Source organism: Commensalibacter melissae (genome assembly GCF_009734185.1).
Taxonomy (GTDB): Bacteria; Pseudomonadota; Alphaproteobacteria; order Acetobacterales; family Acetobacteraceae; genus Commensalibacter; species Commensalibacter melissae.
In genome coordinates this window covers 1336863-1348286 of the sequence record NZ_CP046393.1, presented here as the reverse complement: position 1 = coordinate 1348286, position 11424 = coordinate 1336863, and the positions used below count along the sequence as shown (strand labels likewise).

Annotated in this window: 13 protein-coding genes; 4 read left to right on the top strand and 9 right to left on the bottom strand. The window is 37.0% G+C overall.

Annotated elements, in window-relative coordinates:
- Positions 1-16: 16 nt before the first annotated feature.
- Entirely contained in the window at positions 17-2065 is a 2049-nt protein-coding gene (locus GN303_RS05975) for a ComEC/Rec2 family competence protein (protein WP_110438260.1), read from the top strand.
- 1 nt (position 2066) lies between these two features.
- On the opposite strand, the gene nth is transcribed toward GN303_RS05975, so the two are convergent.
- From nth to hisB, 9 genes are read right to left on the bottom strand one after another with little or no spacing between them, the layout of a single operon-like run.
- On the bottom strand, positions 2067-2750 hold the full coding sequence (gene nth / locus GN303_RS05970; RefSeq protein ID WP_231504009.1) for an endonuclease III: 684 nt from the start codon (positions 2748-2750) through the stop codon (positions 2067-2069).
- 13 nt (positions 2751-2763) lie between these two features.
- Positions 2764-3129 carry a histidine triad nucleotide-binding protein gene (locus GN303_RS05965; protein WP_110438259.1) on the bottom strand — a complete coding sequence of 122 codons (366 nt, stop codon included), beginning with the start codon at positions 3127-3129 and terminating at the stop codon, positions 2764-2766.
- 11 nt (positions 3130-3140) lie between these two features.
- Positions 3141-3485, bottom strand: a complete 345-nt coding sequence (locus GN303_RS05960; RefSeq protein WP_110438258.1) for a phosphoribosyl-ATP diphosphatase — start codon at positions 3483-3485, stop codon at positions 3141-3143.
- A 26-nt stretch (positions 3486-3511) separates the two neighbouring features.
- Positions 3512-4270 carry an imidazole glycerol phosphate synthase subunit HisF gene (gene hisF / locus GN303_RS05955; RefSeq protein ID WP_110438257.1) on the bottom strand — a complete coding sequence of 253 codons (759 nt, stop codon included), beginning with the start codon at positions 4268-4270 and terminating at the stop codon, positions 3512-3514.
- Positions 4264-5028 (bottom strand): 1-(5-phosphoribosyl)-5-[(5-phosphoribosylamino)methylideneamino]imidazole-4-carboxamide isomerase, encoded by a 765-nt coding sequence (gene hisA / locus GN303_RS08900; RefSeq protein WP_347375188.1) that lies wholly within the window; start codon positions 5026-5028, stop codon positions 4264-4266. Before hisA ends, hisF begins: the two co-directional genes overlap by 7 nt.
- A gap of 28 nt (positions 5029-5056) precedes the next feature.
- Positions 5057-5611: a GNAT family N-acetyltransferase gene (locus GN303_RS08895; protein ID WP_347375187.1), complete on the bottom strand. Its 555-nt coding sequence runs from the start codon at positions 5609-5611 to the stop codon at positions 5057-5059.
- Positions 5612-5630: 19 nt separating this feature from the next.
- Entirely contained in the window at positions 5631-6290 is a 660-nt protein-coding gene (hisH, locus tag GN303_RS05945) for an imidazole glycerol phosphate synthase subunit HisH (RefSeq protein WP_110438256.1), read from the bottom strand.
- A complete protein-coding gene (locus GN303_RS05940; protein WP_110438255.1) occupies positions 6287-6649 on the bottom strand; it encodes a hypothetical protein in 363 nt (120 codons plus the stop codon). Before GN303_RS05940 ends, hisH begins: the two co-directional genes overlap by 4 nt.
- The gene (hisB, locus tag GN303_RS05935) at positions 6646-7242 is read right to left on the bottom strand and encodes an imidazoleglycerol-phosphate dehydratase HisB (RefSeq protein ID WP_110438603.1); all 597 of its coding nucleotides are present in this window, start codon (positions 7240-7242) and stop codon (positions 6646-6648) included. The genes GN303_RS05940 and hisB overlap by 4 nt, the downstream gene beginning before the upstream one ends.
- Positions 7243-7488: 246 nt before the next feature.
- Here hisB and GN303_RS05930 point away from each other — a divergent pair, with 246 nt between their 5' ends.
- From GN303_RS05930 to GN303_RS05920, 3 genes are all read left to right on the top strand, one after another.
- A complete protein-coding gene (locus GN303_RS05930) occupies positions 7489-8079 on the top strand; it encodes a nitroreductase family protein (protein ID WP_158523855.1) in 591 nt (196 codons plus the stop codon).
- A gap of 20 nt (positions 8080-8099) precedes the next feature.
- A complete protein-coding gene (gene ubiM / locus GN303_RS05925; protein WP_197037444.1) occupies positions 8100-9341 on the top strand; it encodes a 5-demethoxyubiquinol-8 5-hydroxylase UbiM in 1242 nt (413 codons plus the stop codon).
- Between the two features lie 100 nt (positions 9342-9441).
- On the top strand, positions 9442-11424 hold the full coding sequence (locus GN303_RS05920) for an AAA family ATPase (protein ID WP_110438253.1): 1983 nt from the start codon (positions 9442-9444) through the stop codon (positions 11422-11424).

Sequence of the window (11424 nt, the reverse complement as noted above, 5' to 3'; positions counted from 1 at the left end):
CCATTCGAAATTATGGATGCCTGTGATATTGGGTCTTGGAAGTCTGATTTATTTCACTCTTACGAGTGAACCAGATTTATCTTATGGTTTTATATTTTCAATATTCGGTTTGATAGGAATGGCAGTCATTCGATGGCGTTATCCCCTTCAACTAAATCTCTATATTTTTCACTGTGTTGTTTTTTTATTGGGATCAGGGTTTTGTCTTGCATGGTTACAAACACATCGACAGGAACCTTTTTACCGTTTGCCAACGCATGCGGCTACAATGAAAGGAAAAATTCGTCGAATAGAGATTTTATCAAGTGGAAAAACCCGTGTTTTAGTGCATCGTGTTCATTTTTTATCATATCCAGAATCTGAACAGAAAGAATGGCATCGATATATTCAAATTACATTATTCCATACCGATCATTCCCAAATTAATGTCGGAGATTGGATAGAGGTTAAAGCGATGCTGAAGCATCCATTTCCTCCAGTTAGAATGGCGAGTTATGATTTGCAATTTCATGATTGGTTTAAAAATATTGGTGCTTATGGATATGCTATCGCTCCTATTAACGTAATTAGAAAAAGCGATAAAACCTCAATACAATTGATACGTGAAAAAATAGCCTGTCGTATCAGGATTTTATTGCCTGGTGAGACTGGTGCAATTGCGCAAATTCTATTAACCGGAATTGATGCGAATTTATCTCAAGAAAAAAGACATGTTTTTGCTGTGGCCGGACTTGCCCATTTATTGGCCATTGCTGGTCTACATCTGGGAACGGTGATGTTGATTGTTGGCGGTACAGTACGCTGGCTTTTATTGCGAAGTGAATATATTGCCTTGCATTGGCCAGTGAAAATGATTGCGTTATCAATTGGATGGATTGCAGGTTGTATCTATCTTTTTCTTACAGGATTTCATTTGCCGGCAATTCGTAGTCTGATAATGGCAAGTTTGATCGTTTTCGCTATGTCTATGGATCGTCGAAGTTTATCAATGCATAATTTGATGCTGGCAGCATTGATGATTTTGATTTTTTCACCCTCATCGATCATGAACGTATCCTTTCAAATGTCTATGGCAGCTGTGATGGCTATAATTGCAGGATATGGTTGGGGATATGACCGTTTTTTAAAAAAATCCAAGAATACTTGTGGTTTAAAAAATTTTTTTTTCTATATTTCAGAGGCTGCATGGATCAGTTTCCTGGCTGGCTTGGCAGTATGTCCAATTGTTATGGCTCATTTTCATGAACTGAATTTATATTTTATTTTGGCAAATTTGATTGCGGTTCCTGTAACAATGTTTTTGATCATGCCAACTGGATTACTATCCCTGGTAACTATTGGGACAGGAATTGATTATTATTTTTTACATTTGATGGCGTATGGAATTAATTTGGTAATTAATACAGCCCGAATTGTTAATGATTTCCCTTATGCGGTTATATGGGTTAAGGATATGCCTGGATGGGGGTTGACATGCTATTTTATTGGATTATGCATTATCTGTTTATGCGTGACTCGATTAAAAAGTACCGGCATTCTTCTGATTACGATAGGGATTATATCCTGTTTATGGGGTAAAAATCCTGATCTGGTAACCTCTGCGGATGGACAAATGATTGCCATTCGACGAACTGGGTTTATATGGGTAATTTGTCAGCATGGATGCAATAAATATACGATTGAGGGATGGAAACAATACTTGGGTGTATCAAAAGTGAGAATTCAATTTTCTCACAATCATGACAGAAATATTCTTTGCAAGGATTTTTATTGCAAATTGCTGGATGAACATGTTTTGATCATATTAAAAAAACCTGAGAATTTCTTTTCCCAAGCTGAAATATGTCATGCTATGCGGTTGGAAATTTCTTTATTATGGGAACAGCGTTTATGTCCTGATATATCATTCGTTGATAAAGAAAAAAACTGGGTATATGGATCACATAGCATATGGTTGAATTCAAACAAGATCAAAAATGATTTGTCATTAAGAGGCAATCGTCCATGGGTTATGGAACCAATTCAACGTGGTATTCCGAATTTACCCGAAGCTTTGAGTGAATAAATCAAAACGGACTTATGTTTTTATCTTGGTAATGGCATATTTGCACAACAGGACAGTGCCAGCATTCAGGTTTTTTAGCCTTACAGCAATAGCGTCCATGTAAAATCAACCAATGATGTGATTTCGCAATCAATTCTCGGGGAATATTTGTTACTAGATTTTTTTCAACATCGAGGGGTGTCTTGCCGGGAGCTAGACCCGTGCGATTGCCTATTCGAAATATATGCGTATCAACTGCCATGGCAGGTTGATCAAAAGCAACACTTAATACTACATTCGCCGTTTTTCTTCCAACACCGGGTAAAGCTTCCAAAGCCTCTCTCGTTTGCGGGACTTGCCCATTATAATTTTCGATCAATTGTTTGGAAAGCGCTATAACATTTCGGGATTTGGCACGCCATAAACCGATGGAATTGATAAAGGGAACTAATTTTTCCTCACCAAGAGCAACCATTGCTTCAGGTGTAGATGCAATCTTGAACAATTTATTTGTGGCTTTATTAACAGATATGTCAGTTGCCTGAGCCGATAAAACAACGGATACTAAAAGCGTGTAGGGTGAAGAATAATTCAGTTCAGTTTTAGCGTCCGGACGTGCCTTGGCAAGAAGACGAATGAATCCCTTGATTTCTTTCTTATTCATTGCCTTTGCTAAAGGTGTTTCTTTATCTGCTTTAATAATCATGGAAAAATTTTAATTAAGCAAATGGTAACTTTTTCCCACCAAGAATATGAAAGTGAAAATGGAAAACTTCTTGGCCGGAATTCCTGCCAATATTGCTGATAATGCGATAACCATCTTTGTCAAGACCCAATAAATTGGCTACATGTGCAACAGCCTTGGTAAAAGCTACAATTTCCTCGGGGGCTGCACGTTGAGAAAAATCAGCATAGGAGGTATAAGGGTTTTTGGGAATGACCAAGGCATGAATTGGTGCCTTGGGGGCTACATCGTGAAACGCCAACACATATTCATTTTCATAAATTGTTTTTGCTGGAATTTCTTTTTTCAAAATTTTAGCAAATATATTTTGAGAATCGTAACGAACTGAAGTTGAAGCCATTGTTTCACCTGTTATTTTGAAGATTTTAAATTACGAGAAGCCTTTTCCTCGATCCCGCTTATTTTCTCTCTTTTATGAAGTTCCGCCCAAACATCTTCAGGCGATATATCTGTTATAACCCACATGGCCAACAAATGATACAAAACATCGGCACTTTCACTGATCAGGTTTTGTGGATTTTTTGTGGCACATTCAATCAGGCATTCAACAGCTTCTTCACCAAATTTCTGTGCAACCTTGTGTGACCCTTTTTTCAGTAATTTGGCGGAATAGCTTTTTTGAGGGTCATTATTTTTTCTTTCTTCAATCTTTTTATATAGACGATCAAGAATTTCACCATTTAGATTGGATTTCATACCTTGTTTCCTTTATTAAATACAGATCAGGAAAGGCGGACGGGAATGTTGTTTCCTGCCAGAGATTTTTTTACCTGCTCAATCGTAAATTGGCCAAAATGAAAAACGCTGGCTGCAAGTAATCCTGTTGCTCCTGTTTGTGCGCCTTCGGTAAAATGTTGTAATTGACCCACCCCTCCCGAAGCAATCACAGGGACACGAACATTACTGTTAATTGCTTTCAGAAGGTCAAGATCAAAACCTTTTCCCGTACCATCACGATCCATGCTGGTAATTAAAAGCTCACCAGCACCACGCCTGGTCATTTCCTTTGCCCATTGAATGACATTAATACCCGTTGGATTACGACCACCATGACTGTAGACCTCCCATGAACCTTTATTATCAGATCGTGCGTCAATAGCAACAACGATACATTGACTGCCAAATTTATTGGCTCCATCATTAACAAGATCCGGATTTTTAATGGCTGCGGAATTAATGGCGCATTTATCCGCTCCTGCTAAAAGAAGCGCACGTATATTGTCCGGTGTACGAATACCCCCGCCAACAGTCAAAGGAAGAAAAATTTTTTCCGCTGTACGATTCACCACATCAATGATGGTGTTTCTGTTTTCATTGCTTGCGGTTATATCCAGAAATGTCAATTCATCGGCACCTGCCTTATCATAAACCAATGCCTGTTCAACGGGATCACCGGCATCACGTAGGGAGACAAAATTGACTCCCTTGACCACACGTCCGTTCTTGACATCAAGACAGGGAATGACACGGGTTTTCAACATGTTTCCAACACCTTTAAAGCGTCATTGATCCGAATGCGTCCATCATAGAGGGCTCGACCAACAATTACCCCCTCTATTCCTGGCTCCTGATTGGCAATGTTTCGTAATGCCTCAATATGTGCAAGGTTACCAATGCCTCCACTGGCGATAATCGGTATCTGGAGATGATGGGCAAGATTGGCAGTTTGTTCAAGATCAAGTCCGGATAACATGCCATCTCGTTCAATTTCAGTAAAGATAATGGCAGAAGCACCGCTGTCCTGTAAACGTAAGGCGAGGTCCAGGGCTTTCATTTCAGAGGTTTCCGCCCAACCTTCGGTGGATACATATCCTTTTTTGGCATCAATACCAATCACGATTTGACCAGGAAAGGATTTGCAGGCCTGATAAACTAGTCTGGAATTTTTAACGGCGACACTACCGAGAATAACTCTTTTTATGCCCTTATAAAGCCAATATTCGATAGCATTTAGGTCCCGTATTCCACCTCCAAGTTGAACAGGCACCTGAGAATTGGCAAGAATGCTTAAAATAGCTTCTGTATTAACAGATTTTTTTGCAAAGGCACCATCAAGATCAACAACATGTAACCATTTACAACCCTGATTATTCCAGTTTCGAGCTTGTTCACCGGGATTGTCAGAATATATTGTTGCCTGATCCATTTCACCCTGACGTAATCGAACACATTGACCATTTTTCAAATCAATTGCGGGATATAATGTTAGGGGATGGATTGCTGAAGAAAAGCTGGACATAAATAAGTTACACTTCATGAAGTTAAAATTATGGTAGGTTCAAAAAGGATTTATATAAAAAATATCCCCTGAAAATTTGCCCGTTGATTTTTCGATAATAAGGGTGGGTTGCCCAATGATGATATCCATTTTTCAAATAAAACTGAAATAATTTTTTCTGACTTTCATCAATTTGCACATTAATGATCGGGAAACCTAGTTGGGCAATGGTCTGTTCGATTTTTAGAAGTAAACGTTTACTGACGCCGACATTTATGGCATAGGGTGCAACTGCAAAAATGGTGATTTTTGCAGCAATATAGGGAGATTCCTCTTCTTTTAGTGGTGTTTCAACCTCGCAAAATGCGACAATATGTCCATCCATTCGACCTGTGAAAAGAGTTTTTTCGGGAACAAGTAACGATCCCTTTATATAGCTTTCCAACAATTGTCTTGGTGGTGCCTTAACCCAGCGACAATGATAACCAGCCAGTATTGCGGCTTCCAGAGATTCACAGATTGCATGCAAATCATCATCATTATCAAGAGTGGTAATTTGTTCTAATTCGATTTTTGGAAGTAGGTTTGAGTTGATGTTATCCATTGTAATTAATAAATACTTGCTAAGCGGGGGTAGGATTCCATCTTAGGAAATTTGCCAAAATATGTAATCCAACTTGTTGACTCTTTTCGACATGAAACTGCGTGCCAATCGCATTCTTTTTGGCGATGATGGCCGGAATGGGTATGCCATAATCGGTTGTAGCGATAATATCCTTGTTATCTTCAGCGGATAAAGCATATGAATGGACAAAATATGCATGATCACCTGGATTTATTCCATTTATAACAGGATGTGCATTTACTTTAAAATTTAGTTCATTCCATCCCATATGGGGTAAAGGTAAATCTGTTGTATCGATAGGTTTTATTTTACCCTGGATCCATCCCAAACCTTTGGTTGTTTTATGTTCCAATCCTTGTTCAGCCATTATTTGCATGCCAACACAAATTCCTAGGAAAGGGGTCCCTTGCCGAACTTTGGCATTTAACGATTCAAGCAAACCGGGAATGGATTGCAATCCACTCATGCAATCTGCAAACGCTCCCTGACCAGGTAATATAAGACGGTCCGCATTTTGAATATGTTCTGGTTTGTTGCTGATTTCAACATTAACAGGCAGATTGATCATGTGGGCCGCTGCAATCAGGGCGCGTTGAGCGGAGGCAAGGTTTCCGCCGTTATAATCAATAACAATAATGCTGTCGGGTTTATGTTTCATGAATTGATATAGTTTGTTAAACGGTGTTTTTTATCAAGTAAACGAAGAAGAGCAAATTTCTTATTGGGTGCGGCAATTACGGTTTGAAGATTCCATCCTGCCCATTGCAATTCCGTTCTTTGAAAGTGGAAGGCAAAGCAACCTACTATAAAATGTACCAAAGCCATCAAGAAGAAAGATGGATGTATCCAGATAATCAGTGAAAAACAAATACTTAAAAGAATTAATCCATGAATCCAGCTTTTTTGGACAAAAAGACCAACAGGTCCAAGTATAAATACGAGCCAAGAAAAACCCTCAGGCACCAGTTTTAATTCGGAAGGTTGGTTTTGGTTTGCATAGACAGTAAAATATTTCACAACACACCTTTGGTTGATGGAATGGCATGCAAAGCACGTGGATCGAATTCACAAGCCATTCGCAAAGCACGTGCAGCTGCTTTAAATGTTGCCTCGGCAATATGATGGGAATTACGACCCGCATGCAATATTGCATGCAGGTTCAAATGGGCGCTCATCACAAACCCACGAAAAAATTCTTCAAATAATTCGGTATCCATCTTTCCTATCTTTTCTGTTGGAAAAGACACGTTCCATGCCAGGTATGGGCGACCAGAAATATCGATAACGACTTCGCTCAAGGCCTCATCCAGAGGAACAGAGGCTTGTCCAAACCGACAGATTCCTTTTTTCTCTCCAATAGCTTTCTGGAATGCTTGACCCAAAGTTATGCCGACATCTTCCACTGTATGATGAAAATCAATATGTAGATCGCCTTTGACCATTATGTCCAAGTTAAACAAGCCATGTTTGGTAAGAGCTGTCAGCATGTGGTCAAAAAAACCGATTCCCGTTTCGATATTGGACTGACCTGCTCCATCAAGATTCAGGGTGAGCTGGATATCTGTTTCCGAGGTTTTGCGATGTACGGATACCTGTCTTTGCGTATTCATAAAAGATAACTTTAAAATATAAATTATATTTGACATTCAATTAATAACTTGCTTTTGCCGGAATGCCAAGATTAAAGAGTAAGAAATGAAATTATGAAATCATGAATTTCTTATGAATAGAACTTAAATTCATAATACTTTTTACGTATTTTTGTCTCGTGGAAATTACAGTAAGTTTAGATTTGATATGAAACTTACATTATAAATGGTAAAATTATAAATAACTTTATTGTAATGGATAATTTTATGTCAAATATTGATTTTCTGCTTTCTCGTTTTTCATGTGGTTCATTAACTCAACCTGCGCCAAATGACGATGAATTGCATCAAATTTTATCAACAGCGATGCGGGCTCCTGATCATGGGCGCTTACGTCCCTGGCGTTTTGTGATTATTGGTAAAGAGTATCGAGAAAAATGGGTAAGATCATTGGAAAAGATCCTTACAAAACCGGATTCTTGTTATCCCCCCGCTTATATAACCAAAATAGTGCAAAATTTTTCGAATGCCCCTTTGATCTTGGCACTTGGATTTCGTCAATTTCATGATGACAAGACGTCTATCTCACTTGATGAACAGTTGATGGCAGCATCAGCAGCAACCATGAATATATTGAATGCTGTCCATGTTCTGGGATTTGGTGCAAAATGGATTACAGGCCCCAATGATGTCCCTGAAATTACGGAATTATTGGGACTGAAAAAACCGTATAGAATGATCGGGTTTATGTTTATCGGAACACCTGTGGAAGGATCTGAGGCACCTCCACGGGTTTCAGTGGATGATTATGTCGCCAACTGGCAGGGAAATGCAGTAAATTTCAAAATTGATTCATAAATAGTTAAAGAGATGAAACGATGTTAAAGATTAAAGATATGATGGATGTTGTTGTGATTGGCGGGGGTCCTGCAGGATTAAGTGCGGCATTGTCCCTGGAAGGGATTGGTCTGAAAGTCACTGTTATTGATCCAGCCCCAATGACAGCTTTGCAAGAACCTTCTTTTGATGGTCGTGAAATAGCTTTGACCCATCATTCCGTTTCATTGATGAAATCAATGGGGATATGGGACCGTATTCCTCAAGATGAAATTTCTTCGCTCAGGGAGGCCAGGGTTGAGAATGGGGAAGAAAACAATCCTTTGATTTTTGACACGCAGGGAAAGGGCGAAGAGGCTCTTGGTTATCTTGTTCCAAATCATCTGATCCGAAAGGCAACATTTGAAGAGGTTCAATCTCGTGAAGGGATTACTGTTTTATCCAATACACGCTGTAATAAATTAAATTGCTTTGTTGATTATGCCCGGGTTGAATATTCCAATGCAGATCAGGACGATGCAGTTTTTTCTACAAAACTGGCTGTTGTAAGTGACGGACGTTTCTCCAAAATAAGGGACAGTCTTGAAATTGGATATTTGCTGCATGATTTTCATCGACATATGATGGTATGTCGTATGAAGCATGAGTTGCGTCATCATCAAGTTGCCTTGCAATGGTTTGACAAAGGACAGACTGTTGCCTTACTGCCATTGAATAATAATGTCACTTCTGTTGTATTGTCTCTTCCTCCTGATGAAATGAATCGGGTCAGATCATTGGGAGCCGAACAATTCAATCTGGAAATAATGAAACGCATACATGGACGGCTTGGAAAAATGGAGCTTGTTTCCACCCGGCATGTTTATCCTTTGAAAACTGTATTTGCCAACCGGTTTGAAACAAGACATGCCGCCTTGGTCGGCGATACGGCTATTGGAATGCATCCTATCACAGCCCATGGTTACAATTTTGCCCTGATTGCCCAGGAAATCTTGGCAGATGAAGTTTTGGCAGGTTTAAAAAGGGGAGAGGAAATCGGTACATCGAAACAATTACGTCATTTCGAAAAACGGTTAAGAATCAAAACCATGCCGATGTTTACCCTGACAAACATTATTGCAACGCTTTATACACGTGAAGAAAAGGGGTTGTGGAAATTAAGGAGGTTAGGTATTAAAACGGCCAATTTACTAAAGCCTGTTAAGAATAAAGTCGTGGATACCCTAATTGATAAAACCACGATATTGCCTTCTCCAAAATCCATTTTATCGAAAAGATTTTGATTATAGTTAAATTTTTAATGCGAATAATAAAAAATTATTCGCCTTTTTTATATCATCGTTATAATTTTTATAATTTAATAAAATTATTATTGGATTGATTATGAAAATTAAAAGAGCAATTAAGCTTAAGAAAGTAGTAATTCATAAGTATAAATCTTTTACAGAAGAACAGGAAGTTAACATTGAAGATGATATCACAGTTTTAGTCGGTAAAAATGAATCAGGGAAAACAGCTTTTTTAGAATGTCTAGCAAAAAGTAACTATTTTCAAAGTGATAGTAAATTTACTTTTAGCTTACAACTGGATTATCCACGGAAAGAGTTAAAATCAAGAAATAAAGATCAAGATTCAATAGCAATTCGTTGTATTTATGAATTATCGGATGATATTTTTACTTCTATTGAAAAACAATTGGGTAAAAATATTTGGGCTGGCAATAGCGAGATCATTAGAGAGACGTCTTTTGAAAATGGAAATACTATTCAAGAAGTAAACGTTGATGCTCAACAATTTTTTAAAAATTTGAACATAAATATTGATGAAAATAATTTAGAAAAATTCTTAGACATTAATTCTCCAGAAGAATTGGCTGAGATTAAAAAAAAATATGCGAATTCTATAGAAAATTTAGATAAAATAGATTCATTTATTATAGATAATAAAGTTAAATGGAGCAATTTTATAGAAAAATATATCTATTTTAAAATTATACAACCACGGATTCCTAAATTTATTTACTATGACGAATATTATCAATTACCTTCTGACATTCGGTTGGAAGATTTTCAAAAAGAAAATTTAAAATTAACAGACGATTTAAAAACAGCTAAAGCTTTTCTTGAACTAGCAGATATGAATCTTAAAGAGGTTTTAGAATCTGGTGATTACGAAAAATATAGAGCCGAATTAGAATCAACTGCAATTAATATTTCGGATACATTATTCGATTATTGGAAACAAAATAATAATTTGGAAATTCTGTTAGATATAGAAGCAAAAAAAGAAAAAGCGACAAAGACATTTAATGTAAATGGGCCTTATGGTAGGACAGAAGAAAAAATAGAGTCTTATACAATCGTTGCTCATTATCTTAAATTACGGGTTAGAAATTTAAAAACTCGAATGACTTTACCTTTACATAATCGTAGCAAAGGATTTAATTGGTTTTTTTCATTCATTGTCTGGTTTGAAAAAATGCAGGAAGACCCTTCATCTTCTTATATTTTACTTTTGGATGAACCAGGGTTAAATTTGCATGCTTCTGCTCAAGCAGATTTATTAAGATTTTTTGATTACTTAAAAGATAAATATCAAATTATTTATACAACGCATTCACCCTTTATGATCGAAATGGATCGTTTAAGCAGAGTAAGAACCGTTTTCGATAATGCTTCCAAAATTGATAAGGGATCAGTTGTCCAAGATACGATACAACAAAAAGATCCAGATACGTTATTCCCTTTACAGGCTGCTTTAGGATATGATCTCGCTCAAAACCTTTTTATATCTCCTAAGAATTTATTAGTCGAAGGGGTATCAGATTTATTATATTTAGAAACGCTTTCTGAATTTTTAAAAGCACAAGATCGAGAAGGTTTAACCCAAGATATATCAATTGTTCCCACGGGTGGTTTGGACAAAGTTGCTACTTTTATTTCTTTATTACGTGGTTCTAAATTAAAAATGGTTTGTTTATTAGATTCATTTGAGGATCAAAAAGCCAAAGTAAAATTAGATAAAATGCACCAAGAAAAAATTATTCCGTTAAAGAATATAAAATTTTTTCACGAATTTTTGGAGAACAGACAAAAAGCAGATATCGAGGATATTTTTGAACCTCAGGAGTATTTACAATTATTTAACAAGACATTTCCAGTAAAAAAGATTGAAATAGAAGATTTAGATAAGAAAATAGAAGGTATTATAAAACAGGTGAATAACCTTATGCATGAAAATAGATTTAATCATTATAAACCCGCTTATCAATTTTCAACCGACCCTGCATTTTGTAATAATTTATCAAAGGAAACTTTAGATCGATTTGAAAATATTTTCAAAACAGTTAATAAATTATTCACATGA